The sequence below is a fragment of the Pseudomonas sp. S8 genome (assembly GCF_050473925.1).
Classification (GTDB): domain Bacteria; phylum Pseudomonadota; class Gammaproteobacteria; order Pseudomonadales; family Pseudomonadaceae; genus Aquipseudomonas; species Aquipseudomonas parakoreensis.
The window spans coordinates 5,970,831-5,989,774 of the sequence record NZ_JBFDVZ010000016.1 but is presented as its reverse complement, the minus strand read 5'-3'; the positions used below and the strand labels follow the sequence as shown (position 1 = coordinate 5,989,774).

The 18,944-nt window shown below is 56.0% G+C and carries 19 protein-coding genes and 2 pseudogenes; 11 read left to right on the top strand and 10 right to left on the bottom strand.

What is annotated here, in order from left to right:
• Positions 1 to 123 precede the first annotated feature (123 nt).
• The 6 genes from flgE to AB1J88_RS28285 form a co-directional block, all read right to left on the bottom strand.
• Positions 124 to 1,464 (bottom strand): flagellar hook protein FlgE, encoded by a 1,341-nt coding sequence (gene flgE, locus AB1J88_RS28310; protein ID WP_145594380.1) that lies wholly within the window; start codon positions 1,462 to 1,464, stop codon positions 124 to 126.
• A 30-nt stretch (positions 1,465 to 1,494) separates the two neighbouring features.
• Positions 1,495 to 2,223: a flagellar hook assembly protein FlgD gene (gene flgD, locus AB1J88_RS28305; RefSeq protein ID WP_145594382.1), complete on the bottom strand. Its 729-nt coding sequence runs from the start codon at positions 2,221 to 2,223 to the stop codon at positions 1,495 to 1,497.
• 15 nt (positions 2,224 to 2,238) lie between these two features.
• On the bottom strand, positions 2,239 to 2,682 hold the full coding sequence (gene flgC, locus AB1J88_RS28300; RefSeq protein ID WP_003227217.1) for a flagellar basal body rod protein FlgC: 444 nt from the start codon (positions 2,680 to 2,682) through the stop codon (positions 2,239 to 2,241).
• Positions 2,683 to 2,685: 3 nt separating this feature from the next.
• Complete coding sequence (gene flgB / locus AB1J88_RS28295) at positions 2,686 to 3,093, bottom strand: flagellar basal body rod protein FlgB (RefSeq protein ID WP_025112931.1); 408 nt, start codon at positions 3,091 to 3,093, stop codon at positions 2,686 to 2,688.
• Between the two features lie 338 nt (positions 3,094 to 3,431).
• Entirely contained in the window at positions 3,432 to 4,259 is an 828-nt protein-coding gene (gene cheR, locus AB1J88_RS28290; protein ID WP_007963053.1) for a protein-glutamate O-methyltransferase CheR, read from the bottom strand.
• 46 nt (positions 4,260 to 4,305) lie between these two features.
• A complete protein-coding gene (locus tag AB1J88_RS28285) occupies positions 4,306 to 5,238 on the bottom strand; it encodes a chemotaxis protein CheV (protein ID WP_041074300.1) in 933 nt (310 codons plus the stop codon).
• A gap of 82 nt (positions 5,239 to 5,320) precedes the next feature.
• Between AB1J88_RS28285 and flgA the strand changes: the two genes are divergently transcribed.
• The 4 genes from flgA (at position 5,321) to AB1J88_RS28265 (ending at position 7,924) form a co-directional block, all read left to right on the top strand.
• Positions 5,321 to 6,082, top strand: a complete 762-nt coding sequence (flgA, locus tag AB1J88_RS28280) for a flagellar basal body P-ring formation chaperone FlgA (protein WP_081755196.1) — start codon at positions 5,321 to 5,323, stop codon at positions 6,080 to 6,082.
• Between the two features lie 160 nt (positions 6,083 to 6,242).
• Positions 6,243 to 6,569 carry a flagellar biosynthesis anti-sigma factor FlgM gene (flgM, locus tag AB1J88_RS28275; RefSeq protein ID WP_041074296.1) on the top strand — a complete coding sequence of 109 codons (327 nt, stop codon included), beginning with the start codon at positions 6,243 to 6,245 and terminating at the stop codon, positions 6,567 to 6,569.
• Positions 6,570 to 6,617: 48 nt separating this feature from the next.
• Entirely contained in the window at positions 6,618 to 7,085 is a 468-nt protein-coding gene (locus tag AB1J88_RS28270) for a flagella synthesis protein FlgN (RefSeq protein ID WP_027612275.1), read from the top strand.
• Positions 7,086 to 7,177: 92 nt separating this feature from the next.
• Positions 7,178 to 7,924 carry a flagellar brake protein gene (locus AB1J88_RS28265; RefSeq protein ID WP_430292582.1) on the top strand — a complete coding sequence of 249 codons (747 nt, stop codon included), beginning with the start codon at positions 7,178 to 7,180 and terminating at the stop codon, positions 7,922 to 7,924.
• Positions 7,925 to 8,179: 255 nt separating this feature from the next.
• Here AB1J88_RS28265 and AB1J88_RS28260 read toward each other — a convergent pair whose 3' ends face one another.
• The 4 genes from AB1J88_RS28260 to AB1J88_RS28245 form a co-directional block, all read right to left on the bottom strand.
• Entirely contained in the window at positions 8,180 to 9,562 is a 1,383-nt protein-coding gene (locus AB1J88_RS28260) for an MFS transporter (RefSeq protein WP_430292581.1), read from the bottom strand.
• 69 nt (positions 9,563 to 9,631) lie between these two features.
• Positions 9,632 to 10,873 (bottom strand): glutamine synthetase family protein, encoded by a 1,242-nt coding sequence (locus AB1J88_RS28255; RefSeq protein WP_174377055.1) that lies wholly within the window; start codon positions 10,871 to 10,873, stop codon positions 9,632 to 9,634.
• Positions 10,874 to 11,073: 200 nt separating this feature from the next.
• Positions 11,074 to 11,766, bottom strand: coding sequence for a sensor histidine kinase (locus AB1J88_RS28250; protein WP_108183536.1), 693 nt, complete (start codon positions 11,764 to 11,766; stop codon positions 11,074 to 11,076).
• Positions 11,763 to 13,367, bottom strand: a complete 1,605-nt coding sequence (locus AB1J88_RS28245) for a response regulator (RefSeq protein ID WP_430292579.1) — start codon at positions 13,365 to 13,367, stop codon at positions 11,763 to 11,765. Before AB1J88_RS28245 ends, AB1J88_RS28250 begins: the two co-directional genes overlap by 4 nt.
• A 114-nt stretch (positions 13,368 to 13,481) precedes the next feature.
• On the opposite strand from AB1J88_RS28245, the gene AB1J88_RS28240 reads away from it, so the two are divergent.
• From AB1J88_RS28240 to AB1J88_RS28210, 7 genes and pseudogenes are all read left to right on the top strand, one after another.
• Entirely contained in the window at positions 13,482 to 14,954 is a 1,473-nt protein-coding gene (locus AB1J88_RS28240; protein ID WP_430292578.1) for a lysozyme inhibitor LprI family protein, read from the top strand.
• Between the two features lie 238 nt (positions 14,955 to 15,192).
• Positions 15,193 to 15,798: a hypothetical protein gene (locus AB1J88_RS28235; protein WP_430292577.1), complete on the top strand. Its 606-nt coding sequence runs from the start codon at positions 15,193 to 15,195 to the stop codon at positions 15,796 to 15,798.
• Between the two features lie 50 nt (positions 15,799 to 15,848).
• Positions 15,849 to 16,112 (top strand): annotated as a pseudogene (locus AB1J88_RS28230) (GIY-YIG nuclease family protein); the annotation flags it as partial.
• Positions 16,113 to 16,187: 75 nt separating this feature from the next.
• Entirely contained in the window at positions 16,188 to 16,709 is a 522-nt protein-coding gene (locus AB1J88_RS28225) for a hypothetical protein (RefSeq protein ID WP_430292726.1), read from the top strand.
• Between the two features lie 341 nt (positions 16,710 to 17,050).
• Positions 17,051 to 17,299: pseudogene (locus tag AB1J88_RS28220) on the top strand (tail assembly protein); the annotation flags it as partial.
• A gap of 210 nt (positions 17,300 to 17,509) precedes the next feature.
• A complete protein-coding gene (locus tag AB1J88_RS28215) occupies positions 17,510 to 18,037 on the top strand; it encodes a hypothetical protein (RefSeq protein WP_430292576.1) in 528 nt (175 codons plus the stop codon).
• Position 18,038: 1 nt separating this feature from the next.
• Positions 18,039 to 18,935 (top strand): hypothetical protein, encoded by an 897-nt coding sequence (locus tag AB1J88_RS28210; protein ID WP_430292575.1) that lies wholly within the window; start codon positions 18,039 to 18,041, stop codon positions 18,933 to 18,935.
• Positions 18,936 to 18,944 lie beyond the last annotated feature (9 nt).

The window sequence follows — 18,944 nt, the reverse complement described above, 5'->3', positions numbered from 1 at the left end:
CGTCAGCAAGTTCCACACCAGACGAGCCGACGAACGGTAGAGAATTGAAAAATTAAATTCCGTTTACGCAAAAAAAAACCGACGCATCAAGGCGTCGGTTTTTAGTAGAGCCGGCTCCAGCAATCAAGTCATCTGAATGATGGTCTGCATGATGGTGCTCTGAGTCGAAATGGTCTTCGCGTTCGCCTGATAGTTGCTCTGGCCCTTGATCAGGTCCACCAGCTCGTTGGTCAGGTTAACGTTGGACTCTTCCAGCGAGTTGGACGCGATCGAACCCAGCGTACCGGTTTCCGGTGCATCGTAACCCGGGATACCCGAGGCGAAGGTTTCTTTCCAGCTGGTACCGCCGACAGCCTGCAGGCCTTGTTCGTTGGTGAAGCTGGCCAGCGCAACCTGGCCGATGGCCTTGCTCTGGTTGTTGCTGAAGTTGGCGAACAGGGTACCGGTACCGTCGATGGTCAGGTTGGTGATCTGGCCGGTGGCGTAACCGTCCTGAGTCGGAATCGAACGCGCGGTGTCTGCGTTGAACTGAGTGGTCTTGGCCATGGAAATGGTCACGCCATTGGCGTTGGCAGCCGCGCCGTTAGGCGTGAATTTGCCGTTGGTCACGGTACCCGGTACCCAGCCGGTCAGCTTCAAGTCACTGCTGATGATCGGCTTGAGGGGATCCAGCGGGTCTGGCGTGCTGACCTGAGTCAAATTGCCAGAGCTGTCGAAGGTCAGTGTCGAAGCAACCGGAGGAGTGGCAGGATCGCTTGGATCGCTACCGGTAGCGTCCGGATTGCGCCCATCCACCAAGGTGTAAACCTTCCAGGTATTGTCATCAGTCTTCACAAAGTACTGATCCATGACGTGCGAGTTGCCCTGAGTGTCATAGATCGGGGTACTGAATGACTTGGTGTACGTCGCAAGCTTGGTCGGATCGAACACGACAGCGTTGGCGCCCGTATCGACGATTTTTGTTGCCGAGGAGTTCAGGTTGATGCTCGAAGTCACCAACGAAGTCGACTTCGGCGCCAGGTTCGAGGTGTCGATCTTCAGGTCGGTCAACACGCCGTTGATGATCTTGCCGTTGGCGTCCACACCGTAACCCTGCAGACGCGAGGTGTAGTCGGTGTTGGTGATGAAACCGGCGTTGTCGACCTTGAACGTACCGGCACGGGTGTAGGTGATCGAGCCGTTGTTGCTCATGGTGAAGAAGCCGGAACCGTTGATGCCCATGTCCAGCACGTTACCGGTGTTGTTGATGTCACCCTGGGTGAACTGCTGGGACACGTTGGCCAGGCGCACGCCGTTGCCGATGACCTTGCTGCCGCTACCCAGGCGAGTGGCCGAGTAGACGTCTTCGAATTCTGCACGGGACGATTTGAAACCGGCGGTCGCGACGTTGGCGATGTTGTTGCCGGTCACGTCCAGTTGTTTGTTGGCTGCATAGAGACCGCTAAGGCCGATATTGAAAGACATATTCCACTCCTTTGTGCCGGTTAGTCGGCTCTATATACCAATGGTTTGTACTTTGGACAGGGCGACGGTGCCCTTGCCGGACAGGTTGAGCATCAGCTCGCCACCGGTCTGGCTGATCGTCACGCTGTTGACCGTGGCTGGCAGGTAGGTCGCCATATCGGTCGAGGTGCCATTGATCGAGGCGTTGGCCTTGACGGTATAGGTACCGGTCTTCACCAGGTTGCCGTCCTTGTCCTTGCCGTCCCAGGTGAAGCTCGCGCTGCCTGCGGCGCGACTGCCCAGATCGAGGGTGCGAACGACCGCGCCGCTGCTGTCGGTAATGCTGACGGTGCCGCCGGCAATCGACGATGGAACGGTGACCGAACCGGTCATGCCTTTGCTCGGGTCGTCCAGTTGAACGGTGTTGGTCTGCACGATCACGTTGCGACCGACCAGCGACGACGCCTGCAGTGCCTGCGACGAGTTGTAATTGCCGGCCAGCGAGCTGACGGTGCTGTTGAGGGTGGTGATGCCCTCAAGGCTGCTGAACTGCGCCAGCTGCGCAACAAAGGCGCTGTTGTCCTGCGGGTCGAGCGGGTTCTGGTTTTTCAACTGGGTGACCAGCAATTGCAGGAACGCATCCTTGCCCAGGGCTTGGCCGCCGGTGGAGCTGTTGGTGGCCGAGGCAATGCCATCAGTGGTCGTACTGCTCGTTTTCTTCGAGGAGTTCGCCAGGATGTCATTCATGCTCAGGCTGCTGGTGGTATCGGAAACACTCATGGCAGTCGCCCCTTATTACTGACCGAGGGTCAGTACCTTCTGCATCATGGTTTTGGCGGTGTTCATCATTTCGGCGTTGGTCTGGAACGACCGGCTCGCGGAAATCATGTCAGCCATTTCTTCCACCACGTTGACGTTCGGGTAGTACACGTAGCCCTTGGCGTCAGCGGCCGGATGGTTCGGCTCGTAGCGTGCTTCGAGGTTGCTCTGGTCTTCGACCACGCCAAGTACCTGCACGCCCTGCCCTGCGGCGTCCTGGCTCTGGAACAGCGAGTTGCTGCCGCTGTTCTGGCCGCCCTGAAACATGGTGGCGAACACCGGGTGACGGGCGCGGTAAGTCTGGTCGATGCTCGACGAAACGGTTTCGGCGTTGGCGATGTTCGACGCCACGGTGTTCAAACGCGTGGTTTGTGCGCTCATGCCGCTGCCGGCAATGTTGAAAACGCTGGACAGGGACATGGATTACTCTCCGCGCAGGGCCGATACCAGCCCTTTGAATTTGCTGTTGAGCAGGGTGAAGCTGGCCTGGAAGCCCACGGCGTTTTCCGCGTAATTGGACTGTTCCAGCTGAGCATCCACGGTGTTCTGGTCAATCGAAGGCTGCATCGGCGTGCGATACATCAGCGACTCGTCGCCATTGCCCAGGCCTTCAGCTTCGATGTGACGGCTGTTGGTCATGTTCAGGGCGATGGTGCCGTTGGCGTTTTTCTGGCTCTGTGCTTCGAGCACTTTGGAGAAGTCCAGATCCCGAGCCTTGTAGTTCGGGGTATCGGCGTTGGCGATGTTGTTGGCCAGCACTTCAGCGCGCTGGGCACGGAAACCCAATGCCTTTTCGTGAATGCCGAGCGCTTTATCGAAGCTGATGCTCATGTCGGGAACCTTCGGGTGAGCGGTTTTTCGTACCTGAGCTTTAGCAAGCGCCGTGCCAAACACAAAAACCCACGTAAACCGGGGCTTTGCGGGGAATCGGCAAAGCGGCAATGCCAGAAAAGCGGCAACCGGTTTCCGCTGCCTGCCGCTTTTCTGCCGCTTCGTCCTGTTAACACCTCTCCCTGTAGGAGCTGCCGAAGGCTGCGATCTTTTGATCTTGATCCTTCAAAACAGGATCAAAAGATCGCAGCCTTCGGCAGCTCCTACATGAAACAAAGCATCAGGCATAAAAAAGGGAGCCCTTGGGGCTCCCGATTTTGTATGCCTGATGCTTTGTTTCACTTCGCCTGGTAAATGATCCCCGGACTGCACTGAACCATCTGGTAATGATCCGGCAAACCGTTCAGCGCTTCGGACGCGCCAAGGAACAGATAGCCGCCCGGCTTCAGCGTGCTGTGAATGCGCAACAGGATGTCTTTCTTCACCTCGGCGGAGAAGTAGATCAGCACGTTGCGGCAGAACACGATGTCGAACTTGCCCAGACTGGCGTAGCTGTCGAGCAGGTTGAACGAACGGAATTCCACCCGGTTCTTGATCGGCGCCTTGATCACCCAGCGCCCCGGCCCTTTCGGGTCGAAGTAGCGCTGCAGGCGATCAGCGGACAGACCGCGACCGATTGCCAGGCTGTCGTACTCGCCGGTCTTGCAGTTGGTCAGCATGCTGCCGGACAGGTCGGTGGCAACGATCTGCACGCCCATCTTCAACTGACCAAGGTTGCTGCGCTCGAACTCGTCGATCGACATCGACAGCGAATACGGTTCCTGACCCGACGAGCATGCCGCCGACCAGATCCGCAGACGCTGGTTGGGGCTGGCCTTGATCGCCTCGGGCAGCACCTTGTTTTTCAAGACTTCAAACGGATAGGTGTCGCGAAACCACAGGGTTTCGTTGGTCGTCATGGCATCGACCACCTGCTCGCGCAAACCGCTGCGCGGCTGGGTCTGGATGCGCTGTACCAGCTCACCCAGGGACTTGATGCCTTGCTGCTCCATCAGTTTGTTGAGACGGCTCGAGACCAGGTACTGCTTGTTTTCACCGAGCAAAATGCCACAGGCTTTTTCCAGGAAGACCCGGAACTGTTCGAAATCCAAATTACCCGTAGACAATGATGCCGCCTCTTAAATCGTGTTGACCGCCAGGGGCAGAAGGCCCCTAGCTGATATCTGCTGCTTTGATCCGGTCGACTACCCGGGATGCCAGGTCATCAGGACGGAATTTGGCCAGGAAGTCATCGGCACCGACTTTCTTGACCATCGCCTGATTGAATACCCCCGACAACGAAGTATGCAGGATGATATGAAGCTTTTGCATGCGTGGATCGCTGCGGATTTCCGCCGTCAGGGTGTACCCGTCCATCTCCGGCATCTCGATGTCGGAAATCATCATCAGGAACTCTTCTTCCGGCTTCTTGCCCTCATCGACCAGCTTGCGCAGGTAGTCCAGCGCCTGCTTGCCATCGTTCAGCGCCACCACTTCGACCCCGACCGTCTGCAGGCAGCGCGTGACCTGCTTGCGCGCCACCGACGAGTCATCGACCGTCAGCACCCGCAGCGACAACGCCTTGCTCTGGGTCTCGACATCGACCACGCCGACCGAAATCGCTTCCGGCGTCGGCGCGACTTCCGCCAGCACCTTCTCGACATCGATGATTTCGACTAACTGATTGTCGACTCGAGTCACAGCGGTCAGGTAATGATCGCGCCCCGTGCCCTTGGGCGGCGGATGGATCTCTTCCCAGTTCATGTTGACGATGCGCTCCACCGAGCGAACCAGGAAACCCTGGGTCTTGGTGTTGTACTCCGTGATGATCACGAACGGACTGTTCTTGTCTTTCAACGCCCCGGAACCGGTCGCCATTGCCAGATCAAGGATCGGAATGGTCGCCCCCCGGATATTCGCCACCCCGCACACGACAGGACTGGACTTGGGCATCAACGTCAGCGACGGGCATTGCAGCACTTCCCGCACCTTGAACACGTTGATTCCGTAGAGCTGTTGACCGTCAAGACGGAACAACAACAGCTCCAGGCGATTCTGCCCTACCAGTTGCGTGCGCTGGTTCACCGAATCCATTACACCAGCCATGCCCAGACTCCTACACCAACGCCAAGTGTTGTTGCGACGCACATTCATTGCTAAACGGCACGGCGCTTGCTTTTTAACTCGTATGAACGCTCAAACGACATTTTTCCGACGCCTGACCTCCCGCACCCGCAAAGCGCTGTGCGCGACGTCTGCCGTCTGCTTGTTTTTCGCTGGCAGCCCTGCCGGTGCTGATACGGTTACCTTGCCTGACATGCTTATCGGCGTCACTCAGGGCTTTCTTGAGTTCACCGTAGAAGACTATCTGGCTACCAGTCAAACCGAAGGCCGCTACGAAATCGAGGTCAACCAGCTCGACCCGCGTATGCGCATGCCTATGTGCGACAAGGAATTGACAGCGTCGCTGGAGAGTCCTGCACGTCCGCTGGGCCGGGTTACGGTCAAGGTCCGGTGCGAAGGAAGCTCGCCGTGGACGGTGTTCGTGCCCGCTCAAGTCCGCCTGTTTCGCGAGATTGTCACCACCACCCGACCGCTCAAACGCGCCGGCATTATCGAGCCGCAAGACGTGACCTTGCGTGAACGCGACATCAGCCAGATCAATCAGGGTTTTCTGACGTCGGTGGATGAAGCCATCGGGCAGAAATTAACCCGACCAACGGTAGCCGATCAGGTGATTACCCTCGTGCATCTGGAACAGGCAGAAGTGGTGCGCAAGGGCGATCAGGTGGTCATCATCGCCCGCAGCGGCACACTCGCCGTGCGCATGCCCGGTGAAGCCCTGGCCAATGGCGGTTTGAAAGAACAGATCCGAGTGAAAAACCTCAATTCCAACCGGGTAATCAAGGCGCAGGTCATCGCGCCGGGCCAAGTGGAAGTCGCCATGTAAAACGCTCGAGCAGAAAACTGGCGCCAGCCCCGACGCTTCCCTAAACTGTGCCGCAGCAGGACACGCTTCGGCACATGCAGCTCATTGCAAAGTGAGCCTAAAGTTTTCCAGGGAATGGCCGAGAACATGGCAAGCGTCCAAATTCCCAGAGGTTTTTAACATGGTCATCGATTTCAGCCGTTTGAACAGCTCCTCGTCACTTACGGGCAGTACGCGTACCAGCAACGCCAAGGAAACCGCCGAAACCGGCACCTCCGCGCCGCTGAATACCCAGGCCGAAACGGCCGGTACCGCAAAAAGCGGGGAATCGGTACACCTCAGCAATGAGGCTCAACAGTTGCAGAAGGTCACTGACAAGCTGCGCGATCAGCCTGCCGTCGACAAAGCCCGCGTGGCCGAGTTGAAAGCAGCGATTGCCGATGGCAGCTACAAGGTCGACAGCAACCGTGTAGCCAGCAAACTGCTCAACTTCGAAGCCCAGCGCTAGGCTTTTGCCGGCGCCAGGCTTTTGGACGCTTAGAACCCAAGGCCAGCCATGCACGACACTAATTTATTGCAACTGATCACTGACGACTTTGCTCCAGCTCAACAATTGCTGGAGTTGCTGCAAACCGAGTCCCTCGCTTTGCACGGTCGCGACATGCCTCTGCTCGAAGATATTCTGGCGCGCAAACAGGCATTGATCATTCTGCTTGAACAGCATGGCCGCAAGCGCAGCGAAATCCTTGCCAGCCTCAACCTGCCGCTCGACCGCCAGGGCCTGGAGCAACTGGCCAGCCAGTCGAGCATTGGCGACCAGTTGCTGTCCCAAAGCGATGTGCTGACCGACCTGATTGCCCAGTGCCAGGCGGCCAACGTCAAGAACGGCCAGTCGATCCAGATCCAGCAGGCCGCTACGGCCAATCAGCTGAAAATCCTCACCGGGGGCGAACCGCCAGCGCTGTATGACGCCTCGGGCACTTTCGCCAAACCCACCAAGCCGCGTACGCTCAGCCAGGCGTGAGCCATTCGATGTGCCTGCACTATCAACCCGCGAAACATGCTGGCAAAATGCTGGCTAGTCGTAGTCAAATTTTGTCTGGAGATTGAGAAAACGTGCCAAACGCCCTAAGCGCGGATGATACTCCGCAGCCACCAAAGGTGCTGACCACGCCCCTGGAAATCTCCAGCAACCTGCGCCAGCTGCAGGAAAGCCACGATCCGCTGATCATCACTTTCCATGAGCGCAGCCAGCGCTTCCAGAGCTACCTGATCAAGGTTGACCGGGAAACCGCGACGATTGCCCTGGACGAAATGATCCCGCGCGATGGCGAGCGTTTTCTGCAGGCGGGCGAACCGTTCAAGGTCGAAGGCTTCCACGAGGGCGTGCGCATCGCCTGGGAATGCACTGGCACGCTGAACATCGAAGAATCCGACGGTGACCGCTTCTACACCGGTCAACTGCCAACCGAAGTGGTCTACCACCAGCGCCGTAATGCCTTCCGTGCCGCGTTGAAGCTGACCGATCTGGTCAGCGTCGAACTTGGCGGCGAAAAACTCAAGGCGCCGATCAGCGGCAAACTGCTGGATATTTCCGCCACCGGGTGCAAGCTGCGCTTTGAAGGCGACATCACCGACCGCCTGCAACTGGGCCAAGTCTATGACCGCATGATCGCCACCCCGCTGTTCGGCAATCAACCGATCTCGGTCGAGCTGCGCTACCTGCACTTCGAAGAAAAGCTCAACATCACCTTCGCCGGCTTGCGCTTCCACAACATCAATGGCCAAGCGGCGCGCAACGTCGAGCGCTTCGTTTATCAACTGCAGCGTGAAGCACGCCGGTTCGATAAAGACGATCTGTGATTCGCACAGGCAAATAGAAAGGGCAGTCCCTGGCGGGACTGCCCTTTTTTATTTCTACGTTCCCGTCCTGGACTGGAGATACCTGTGGCGAGGGGATTTATCCCGGATGGGTTGCGCAGCAGCCCCAGACCGGACGCCTCGATTCCACTGCCACACCGCACTGAATGGCTTAGGGTCGCTTCGCAACCCATCGGGGATAAATCCCCTCACCACAGTTAAAGAATCACTCTTTGAACATTGTTGCCCTCACCCGACTCAGGGTCTGGCCCCACTGATGTCCGGTGTCGGTTTATCGCCCTCATCAGCCGGATCAGGTTCGGCCACTGCTTCAGGCTGCACTTCGGGTTCTGGCTCCGGTTCTGGCTCCGGCGTAACCGTGGTCTGCATCTGCTCCTGCACCACCTGCTCATCCACCCGCGGATCGAGCGCGGCCACCAGCGGCGAGCTGGACATGCTGTCGGGCATCGCCACGTGATGCAGCGGTGCGTCGTCGACCTGATGCAGATTGGTCACCGCTTTCGGCCGAATGCGCCACACCAGCACCAACGCAAAGAAGCTGAAGAACGCGTACAAACTCTGACTGCCGAACAGCTTCATCAGCACGCCCGCCAGCAGCGGACCGATACTCGCGCCGACCCCGTAGGTCACCAGCAGCATCGCCGTCAGCGACACCCGGCGATCGCCCTCGACATGGTCGTTGGAGAACGCCACCGCCAGCGGATACAGGCAGAACTGCACCAGCGAACAAAGGAAGCCGACCACGAACAGCACCTCAAGCGGCACCTGCGGCAAGATCGCCAACGGCAACGCCGCCACCGCGAGGAATCCGGCAAAACAACGAATCAGCAGCGCTCGGTCATAACGGTCGGACAACCAGCCCAACGGCCACTGCACCAGCAGTCCGGCAAAAATGCAGCTACCCATGAACAGACCGACCTGCTCGGTCGACAGCCCCTGCTGCGACGCATACAACGGCGCCAGACCGTAGAACGAGCCGATGATCAGGCCTGCGCCGAGCACCGTGCTCAACGACTGCGGCACGCGCTTGATAAAGAAGCGCGGCTCCATCGGTGCCGGATGCAGCGGCGCCGGGTGAATCCTTCGGGTCAGCGCCACCGGCACCAGGCACAGGGCAAAACACAGCGCGACCAGCATCAGCAGCTCCAACCCCAGGCCCGGGTGCATGACCAGAATCAACTGACCGAGCACCAGCCCCAAGTAAGAAGCGATCATGTAACCGCTGAACACCAGCCCGCGCTGATTGGCGTCGGCCTGCTCGTTGAGCCAGCTCTCGATCACCATGTACTGACACATCATGCCCAGACCGACGATGGTCCGCAGCACCAGCCACGCCGGCAGCCAGTCCACCAGGCCATGCCCGAGCACCGCCGCGCCGACGATCCCGGCACACGCCGAATACGCTCGAATGTGTCCGACACGGGCGATCAAGCGGTGACCGATCTTGCCGCCCAGCACCAGGCCGAAATAGTTGGCCGCCATCAGCGCACCAACCCACAGCCCATCGACATGGTCAGCGGCCAGGCGCAATGCCAGGTAAGTAGAAAGAAGGCCCGAGCCGATCAACATCATCAGCGAGGCGAAATACAGCGCTCGAAAGGATTTCCAGATTTGGCGCATCGGCGTTCCGAGCGGCTCCTTGCAGTGAGTATCGGGCTATCCAAACGATAGCCCGATGGCGACAGTTCGTCAGGCCTGGGCTGCTAGAACACGCCGTTCCCAGGGAGTGATTTCATCAAAGAAGCTGGTCAACTCCATGGTCTTCGAAGCGATGTAGCCTTCGATGAACTCCTGTCCGAACAGTTCCCTGGCCAATTGGCTACGTTTCAGACGCTCGAGCGCGGCATGCAAGGTACACGGCAGCGAAAGATTGTCCGGCACTTCGAATTCGCCCTGAATCGCCGCGCTTGGCTCCAGCTCATGTTCGATCCCGTGCAAGCCGGCGGCCAGACTTGCGGCAATCGCCAGATACGGGTTGGCATCGGCGCCAGGCAACCGGTTTTCCACGCGTCGAGCCACTGGCGAACTGGCCGGAATGCGCAACCCTGCGGCGCGGTTGTCGTGGGACCAGCAGGCATTGTTGGGCGATGCATACGGGTGACACAGACGCTGATAGGAGTTCACGTTCGGCGCAAACAGCGCGGTGAAATCGGCCATGGCCGCCTGCTGTCCGCCGATGAAGTGGCGGAACATCGCCGTCGGCTGGCCATTCTCGTCACTGAACACATTCTTGCCGGTCGCGATCTCGACGACGCTCTGGTGAATGTGCATCGAACTGCCCGGTGTGTGCGCCAGCGGCTTGGCCATGCACACCACGTTCAGACCATGCTTGAGCGCGACTTCCTTGAGCAGGTGTTTGAACAGGAAGGTCTGGTCGGCCAGCAACAGCGGATCACCGTGCAGCAGATTGATCTCGAACTGGCTGACGCCCATTTCATGCATGAAGGTATCGCGCGGCAGACCGAGGGCCGCCATGCATTTATAGACTTCGCTGAAGAACGGCCGCAGACCGTTATTGGAACTGACGCTGAACGCCGACTGACCATCCTCGCGGCGCCCGTCGAGGCCGACTGGCGGACGGAACGGTTGGGTCGGATCGGTGTTCGGCGCGAAGACGAAAAACTCCAGCTCGGTCGCCACCACCGGCGCCAAGCCACGTGCGGCGTAACGAGCGATGACTTTCTTCAGTTGACCACGGGTCGACAGGTTTGAGCTTTCGCCGCTCAGTTCGTCAGCATCGCAGATGGCCAGGGCACGCGGTTCGTCGCTCCATGGCAAGGGATGAATCATGCTCGGCTCGGCGACCAGCGCCAGGTCACCGTCATCACTGCCGTAAAACCGCGCCGGCGGATAACCGCCCATGATGCATTGCAGCAGCACCCCCCGCGCCATCTGCAAACGCCGCCCTTCGAGGAATCCCTCGGCGGTCATCACCTTGCCGCGCGGCACGCCGTTCAAATCCGGCGTGACACATTCAATCTCATCAATGCCGGTCAGTCGCTGCGCGAGTGAACGCTGGCCATCGGTTGTCATGACGCAATCCTTGTTATTGTGCGAGCCGCGAACGGCGACCCGTACAAAATAGGCTCCGGCTGTTCGGAATATCAAGCAGCGTCAAACAAAAACCCGAGTCACGGCAGGTAAAGGCTGAACACCCCGCCCCCCAATGGCCCGCCATTACGAATTTCGGTGTGCCCGACCACGCCGTTGCGCTGATGCAACGCAGCAATGCGGTTGGCGAAATACAGGCCCAGACCCGTGCTGCCGCTGCTGTGATTGATGCCCTGCACGTAATCCGCCTGACGCTCGAGCATCTCGGCCGGGTAACCGTCACCGTCATCATTGATGCTCAACACCAGCTGCCCGGCTTCGTCACTGACAGTGATCAGCAGCGACTCGCGGGCATAACGAATGGCGTTGTTGATGCAGTTGCCCAACACCGACGCAACCAACTCACGATCGAAGAAACCCAGCGGGCTCAGCGGATCGACTTCATAGGTGGCGATAATCCCGCGACTGGCGAACACCTCTTGGTGCGATGCCAGTTGCGCCTCGATGAAATCATCCAGCTCGTGATACGCCGGTTGCAGCGGCAACTGGTTGACGCCGAGCTTGTACAGCCCAAGCAACTGCACCAGCATGCCGTTGAGGTGGGCAAACTCGAAGTCGATCACGCCCTGCTCCGCCCCTCCACGCTGCCCCTCGGGCAAACGCGCCAACCACTGGCTATGGGCCTGCGTCAGCATCGCCAGCGAGTTCTTCATGTCGTGAACGGTGGAGGCGATCACCGTGGAAAAATCCAGCGCCTGCTCGTCTTGGTTCATTCGCCAAACGCCTTGCTTTTCAGCTTCTGATAACGCGCATAACGCGCGTCGGTGTCGGGCATCAGGCCGACCATTTTCAGGCAGGCCCGACATTCTTCCAGTTCCGCCGACGGCACACTCGTGTCGGTGCCGTGCAGCAGAGACTGGGCCATGTTCAGCGCGATACTGATGTTCTTCGGTTGCATCTTCAGCGCCTTGCGGAACACCTCGCGGGCTTCCACCAGGTTGCCGGTCTTGTACACGCGCACACCCTGCCGGTTGAGGTCGGCAGCAGCGTTGCTCGAACTGAGGATAGTCGGGTCGTCGGTGAGCTTGGCGATGTCTTTCATCACCGCCGGATCGTCACCGTAGATCTCCGCACAGCTCTTGAGCATCGAAGTGCCCGCCTCGGCCTGACCAAGCATCTGCAATTGCTTGGCGACCAGCAGCGCCGCTTCAGGGCTCATGAACTGCTCCATGCCGTCGAGGCGCATCAGCGCTTGTTCGGTGAGCTTGTCGGCGGTTTCGGCATCGTTGAGCAACAGACTGGTGGCCTTCATCAGGCGCGCACGGATCTGCAGGCCCGGGTCCGACGGGTTCTCTTTGGCGACGGCGCTGAGCGTGGTGTTGATCTCCAGCCGCGTGCGCGTATCGAGACCGCGTTCACTGCCCTTGCTGATCAAGGCATGGGCCAGGCCAAGATTGCTTTCCGGGTCCTTGAAGCGCGACTGCGCCCCCTGCGCCACCGCCTGCCGATAGGCCCGGGACGCGGTGTCGAAATCTTCGTTGGCCATCGCCAGCTTGCCGAGCAACGCTTGCCGACGCACCGCCAGCGGCGACAAGCGAATCGCCTCCTCCAGCACCCGCTGCGCGCCTTTGGTATCGCCCTCGGCGACCAGCACATCGGCCATGCCGTCGTACAACGCCGGCATCATCGGGAACACTTTCAGCGCCTTTTCGTAAACATCCTTGGCCTGCGCCACTTGCCCACGCTTGAACAGCAACTTGCCCAGCCCGGCAAACGCCCACGGCAAAGGCCGGTCAGCGATGATGCTGTCGTAGAGGCGTTCCAGCGCTTCGTTCTGGTTCATGTCGCGCAGGGCGTCGGCCCGATAACGCAGGCACAGCGGCGAATAACGGATGTCCTGCTTGCACAGCGCAATGCAGGCATTGAGCACCTCAACCGGCTTGCCGCGATCAAGGGCTTGCAGAATCGGTTTGAGCAACGTCTTGCGCTGCTCCAGACGCTCCAGGCGCTGAGCGAGACCGGAGCGGTTGAACGGCTTGGTCAGGTAAGCATCCGGCTCGTGCTCCAGGGCGCTGAGCACCATGGCCTGACTGGTCTCGGCCGTGACCATGACAAACACCGCTTCATGGCTGATGAGCTTTTCCGACATCAGATCTTCCAGCACCTGCTGACCGTTCTTCTTGCCGTCACCGAGGTGGAAATCCTGCAGGATGAAATCGTAGGACTTCTGCGAACACATCTTCAGCGCCTGCTCGCCGGTATCGGCGGTATCCACATCCTTGACCCCCAGTTCGCGCAGCATCGAGCGGACGGAACTGCGGAAATCCGAGAAATCATCGACGATCAGAAAACTCTTTTGGTGATACGACAGCATCGAGGATTTCCAGGCAATTGAAGTAGGTGAACCGGGGGCGTTTTCACAGGCGCGCAGATGATAGCTGGAGGCCAAATGCTATCAAGCGATTTCGTGCGAGTCTGAGGTCGCCGAATGAGTTATCGGCAAGGGGTGGGGTTCTCTGAAGTGGAGGGGTTCAAGATTCCTTGTGCAGCGATTACCCTGCGCGCCGGGTCATCTTTTCACTACAGGGTTTATCTCGTGTACAAAGGACGTTGCATCGTGTCCGCCTGTGCGCTGCTGTTTTTCCAGCAGGCGATGGCGGGCGGAATGGATTGCGCAAAAGCGGCGAGTGCCGTGGAGAAGGCTGTTTGTGCGGATAAAGGATTGTATGCGCTGGATGCGCAGATGGGTGCTGCTTATCGGGAGCTGATGAAGATCTCCGGTGATAAGCAATCTGAACTCAAGCGCACACAACGGTTGTGGCTCAAGACACGTAATCAGTGCGAAGCGGATATTGCTTGCCTTGAACAAAGTTATCGTGACCGGCTGAAGTTATTACAGGCGCAGCAGATGGATGCCGTTGCGCACAGACCGACCGGCATCGACAAACAGGTTCTGGAAGATCTGCAACGCAGTATTCAAGCGGCCAGCGAGGGCGGCAATCGCGAGGTGGCGGTTGAACGAGTGCTCGCTTCACTGGCTTTCAACTCTGAAGAGACATCGTTTTCAGGCGACTCCGACAAAGAAAACCCCAGCGAGCAAACGCACTTTCCAGCTTCGATCCCCAAAGGCGTTACACCGGATGAATGGAAGGCATTGACCGCCACCGAAATCGATGCAGCAGCAGAAACCGGTCAAACCTCCTACTCGTTGCTGGACATGGACGGCGACGGGCAACGAGACCTGATCGTCCAGACTTACGCCGGTGGCACCGGCATGTTTACCTACGTGGAAACCTGGCGCCGAGACGGTGACCATTTTGTCAAAAGGTCTCCTGAGCCTGAAAGCGCGCTGTTCTATACCAATGATCGCGGAGCCAACCAGTCGGCGTACTGGATCAGGGCTCGGGGTAATATTTACCTCGCCTACCGCAACGGTGCCTACGGCGTTGATCACATCTACTTGCTCAATCCGTTGAAGATCAACCGTGAAGTGCCCACCGTAACGGTGCGATATGGCTACTACTTGAACGTGCCTACCACCCAACACAAGGATGACGGCACCAGCACCTTTGAGTTGGAACCTGATCTGCGGCTTACGCTCAATCAGGCAATCACCAAGGCGAACGAAGCACGCCCCCGTAAACCGGACACTCAGCGCACGCCTCTTTGCCCGATTCCTGCAACAGGTGCAGGCGAGAGCGATTACTACAGCTACGGCCCGGTGCATTACTCGGTGGAAGATGTTTTCGACCTGCCGGTGATTATCGGTAACGAATGCTACATCGGAAAACTGATTGACTGGTTTGGCAGCTACGACGAGAAACACGGCTTGTTTGCACAACTGGCACTGCGCAAACCGGACGTTGATGCAGATGGGCGCAGTTACGAGGTCAACGGGCGCCGGCATGTGATCGAAGTCAGCACCTCAATTGGCAAGGCCGACGGTGGAGCACTGAACTGAGCCACTTAATTACGAGCATGAAAAAGCCCCGCCAGATCATCCTGTGCGGGGCTTTTTTGCGAACCTTGGCAAGGTTCTGAAACGCAACAGGAAAGACTCAAAACTTCTAGCATCCTATCGTTCACCAGAAACGACTTTCCGCATTTGCGAACCATTCGGCCTGCCGCTACGATGATGGCCATATGCCAAGAAATCGGTGTCGCGCATTTAGCGTAGAACAATGACCAATGGAGTGCTGATGAAAACCACCTATACTTTCGCGCTAGAAGGTCATAGCCGATTTATCTCGGAGGTAACAACCATCCGAGAAAATTATTTAGATCCTATGCTTGAAAGTGAAGACTGGGATTACTCGAGTAAGTCTTTTCAAGACATACCCTCTCTAAGATTGGACTTCAGACCAAAAGCGCTCGGCGGACCTGAAGTTGCAGGTACGGTAATATTATTCCTTGGCACCTGCTTTGCAAAAAAAGTTTTTGACGAATTCTATGACCGCCTACTAAAGCGTCCTGTCGGCGCAATGGTGGACACAATAATAAAAAAAGTTAAGCTACCAGATCATGCGTACCTAGAATACCGAGATATAGTGTACTTTGAAGACATTGATACCTCCGTAGTGATTCGGCTATTGCTCAAAACCACAGAAGGCATAGATGTTGACTCGCTTCTACTAGAAGGCCACAAAGCAGCCCACCATTACCTCGAAGCTCATGGCAAGAAAGCGCAAATTCACTGCCATAAAATCGTCGATGGAAAGCTAGATGTTAATCCGAGTTTTTTCACTTCCCTAGATCACATCAAAGCGAGTGACAAAGAGCAACTGCAAAGCCAAAGAATTTTCTAAACACCAGCCCGCCAAATCGAAATCTTCAGAATTATACTCAACCACCAGGGATGAAGCGAATGACGTCAGGCTACATATATGTTCTTCAGAATGAGCTTTTCGGTCCATACGTAGTAAAAATCGGTTTAACTAGATTCGAGCCGGATACGCGGGCTAAGCAAATTTACAATGGCTCGACGGGTGTGCCAATCCCTTTTGACATTGTCACCGCTTACTCTGTAGGTGACTGCAAGCAAGCAGAAACGGCCATTCACAAAAGGCTGAAGGCGTTTCGAATTCATGGTCGACGTGAATTCTTCCGAACAACTCCCTCGGTCGCAGCCTCCTTAGTCTATGAGACTTGCGCCCAAATCAACACAACGCTCGGGATAACGCCACCGAAACCGTACATGATCAAGTTACGAGAGCCTAAACTCACTAAATCCAACATAGAAGCTATCGAACGTAGAATTTCAATTCCTGAAGATAGCCAAGAACCAGTCAGAATTGCCTACGATAAAATCAAAAGAGCTCCCATCGGAACAAGTTTCTTATCATCCGACCAAGCTGACAGAATCAAAATAGTCGCAATGTTGCTTTCAAAAATATTTCCTTCTAAAGTGGAGGAGTGGTTAGAGGGCTTCACTCGTGACTCTAACCCTGAAAGAGAGCTTTGCGTGTGGGAGCATATAACAAAGGCTTATCTAACAATTGAAGAAATAGAAATTGCAAGCGACGATTTAAAAAACGAAGCATTTAGCTTACTTCTTCATCGTTCCGCCGCCCCAACTGCCGAAGTGTTAGCTGAAGCAACATTAAAATACATGAATAAAAAATCAGCGAAACGCTTACTGCAAGCGTACGAGCTGAAACCAAAGCCGTTAGTTATTCAAAAACGACATGATAGCTTTATGGACAACATTAAATCGTGATATCAGCTGATCTAGTGCAGGATTGAGTCCAGATGGGAGCAGATAGCTTTTGCGTGGCCAGTGCAATCAGCTTTGAGTGCATTTGAGTAGGAAACGATGTGTCAAACTATGGTCTTTCGCAGCCGCTGGATACTCAGCCGATAAACCGAAGGCTTTCCCTTATTGCTGATCGTGATGGGTTTGTAGCCAATTCAAATCCACTAGAGGCCATCCCACGAGCACAGCAAAGACCGCTCGAGGTCGACAACACAAACCGACTCGCTCAGAGGTAGCCGCGGCGTGGGGGGCGCCTGCGCGACGCAGCCAGCGAAGGAAGCATCCAGGTAATCGCAGGGAGCTAGCGTGCAGGTCTGTTTCAAACTGTACTTGGCGTGGTCTTTATTGCCATGAGCTCCGTAACGAACGGCGCAACCCTGCCACCAGGTATTGCACTCGCAGCCAGCGGAGTCATCCAGATGCTGCGCCCTCAAGCTACTGGCTTGAAGCAAAGCAACTCCCCTGAGAACGCTCCGTCCTATGCATTCGGCAGCACCAAGAACACCACGGCGAGCGGCAACCCGGTGCCGATCTGCATCGGCGAACGCCGGTAGGGAGGCATGATTATCTCGACCTCGATCTATGCCGAAGACAAAACATAGGTGTTCAGCATTTGACTTCTCTCAAATGAAACCTACCGTCAACCTAAGGAATACGGACGAACGGCAAAAAAATACTGTACATACAACCAGTGACAAGGATCTATCATTACGACTTAGCGCATTTTCGAATGCACGGAAATCCCACAGCTCAAGGATCGCTGAATGCTAGGTTTTTTGATGAAATTTGCACTTGTCGCGACCACTATTGCGCCGATTGGATTGACGCTGGCTTTCTTAGTTTACAAAGTACAACAAGATTGCCTGAAAGCACTCCTAGTCGCCGCGGTCTCGCTGATTCTTTGCGGTATCTGTTTAGAGATCATAGTTGCTAGCTCAAAACGGCTTAATCGAACCACAATAACAGTGAGCTCTACCAAGCCAGCAGACAAAGAAATCTCAGGATACTTCGTCGCATACATGCTCCCGATTCTTGGCGGTGGATCTTACTTCGTAGACGCCGCCACATTTTCTTTTTTCGCAGCGACATTTTTTGTTTTCATCTGGGTTTCAAAAGCCTCCTATGCAAACCCCATACTCGCGGTATGCGGTTACAAATTTTTTGAAATTCAATTGAGCAACGGTGCAAATCTCTTATTGATCACGAGATCAAAAATACACGCCCCCTCCGAAGTAACTCACGTGCGATATGTAACCTCTCATACAGTTCTTGATGCGAGCAAGGAGCAATGAAATGGATTTATTCGTACTACTTCAAACCACGCCGCGAATTTTGCGCGTTATAACGACCGCACCTTTGCAAAACGATCTAGAAACTGAGGTTCGCCGCCAAATCAATTTCTTCACGGCAGACAAGGAAGAAATTGATTTTGACGCACGTTACAGACCACTCGATAACGAGTTACTTATCATTCGAAACTTCGATGACATTGACGGGGTCTTATCAGCCGTACGCAACCCTCAAGACGTAGGCATTTGGGAGCCAACAGAGGAAGGGCTGTCAACGGTAAAGGCGCTTTTTGCGGGCGTTAGCATAGATGGAAAAACTACTGTTATGTTACAGGCGTTCGATAAACGACAAGCTATTACCGCAGGTAGATTTTCTTTATTTTACGATCAAAATACATTTCGTCGCATGACCGGCGTAGGTATGACACTAGACAACAAACCTACTGCTGTTTTAAGTCAGAATAGCGCTGCTACCGACCCAGCCGAGTTGCGTTTTGTTAGCCTCCACAACGTACGAAGGCTCTTTGACATGGATGCTTACTACCACGAAAGCACCCAGGAAGAGGTTAACAACTTCTTTAACGCGGAAAAGTTTCACGGATTCAATGAGGAATGGCTTAATGCCAATCTAGACAATTGGATTCGCAAAAAAGTAACCTTCATAAATCAAGAGGGAATTCTTGAGCGCTGCACCCCTAGTGAGATTAGAACTGCTGCAGCGGGCTTCGGAATAACTGTAGATATAGAAGAGTTTGGGGAGCAGTACAAACTTACATTTCCTGAAGACAAGCGGAGGCTAAAGGAACTCCTCCGTTTCTTAGACGAAGATATCTACCAATCTCCAATTTCTGGAAATAGATTCAAAACAAACTCAAAAACAAAAATTCAGGTTGTAGCTTAAGGTTTGAGC

Bases quoted from the DNA above. Each gene is read 5' to 3' on its own strand.
- flgE (WP_145594380.1), bottom strand. From the start codon at position 1,464: ATGTCTTTCAATATCGGCCTTAGCGGTCTCTATGCAGCCAACAAACAA.
- flgD (WP_145594382.1), bottom strand. From the start codon at position 2,223: ATGAGTGTTTCCGATACCACCAGCAGCCTGAGCATGAATGACATCCTG.
- flgC (WP_003227217.1), bottom strand. From the start codon at position 2,682: ATGTCCCTGTCCAGCGTTTTCAACATTGCCGGCAGCGGCATGAGCGCA.
- flgB (WP_025112931.1), bottom strand. From the start codon at position 3,093: ATGAGCATCAGCTTCGATAAAGCGCTCGGCATTCACGAAAAGGCATTG.
- AB1J88_RS28285 (WP_041074300.1), bottom strand. From the start codon at position 5,238: ATGGCTGGTGTAATGGATTCGGTGAACCAGCGCACGCAACTGGTAGGG.
- flgA (WP_081755196.1), top strand. From the start codon at position 5,321: ATGAACGCTCAAACGACATTTTTCCGACGCCTGACCTCCCGCACCCGC.
- flgM (WP_041074296.1), top strand. From the start codon at position 6,243: ATGGTCATCGATTTCAGCCGTTTGAACAGCTCCTCGTCACTTACGGGC.
- AB1J88_RS28270 (WP_027612275.1), top strand. From the start codon at position 6,618: ATGCACGACACTAATTTATTGCAACTGATCACTGACGACTTTGCTCCA.
- AB1J88_RS28260 (WP_430292581.1), bottom strand. From the start codon at position 9,562: ATGCGCCAAATCTGGAAATCCTTTCGAGCGCTGTATTTCGCCTCGCTG.
- AB1J88_RS28255 (WP_174377055.1), bottom strand. From the start codon at position 10,873: ATGACCGCCGAGGGATTCCTCGAAGGGCGGCGTTTGCAGATGGCGCGG.
- AB1J88_RS28250 (WP_108183536.1), bottom strand. From the start codon at position 11,766: ATGAACCAAGACGAGCAGGCGCTGGATTTTTCCACGGTGATCGCCTCC.
- AB1J88_RS28245 (WP_430292579.1), bottom strand. From the start codon at position 13,367: ATGCTGTCGTATCACCAAAAGAGTTTTCTGATCGTCGATGATTTCTCG.
- AB1J88_RS28240 (WP_430292578.1), top strand. From the start codon at position 13,482: ATGAGTTATCGGCAAGGGGTGGGGTTCTCTGAAGTGGAGGGGTTCAAG.
- AB1J88_RS28235 (WP_430292577.1), top strand. From the start codon at position 15,193: ATGAAAACCACCTATACTTTCGCGCTAGAAGGTCATAGCCGATTTATC.
- AB1J88_RS28225 (WP_430292726.1), top strand. From the start codon at position 16,188: ATGATCAAGTTACGAGAGCCTAAACTCACTAAATCCAACATAGAAGCT.
- AB1J88_RS28215 (WP_430292576.1), top strand. From the start codon at position 17,510: ATGCTAGGTTTTTTGATGAAATTTGCACTTGTCGCGACCACTATTGCG.
- AB1J88_RS28210 (WP_430292575.1), top strand. From the start codon at position 18,039: ATGGATTTATTCGTACTACTTCAAACCACGCCGCGAATTTTGCGCGTT.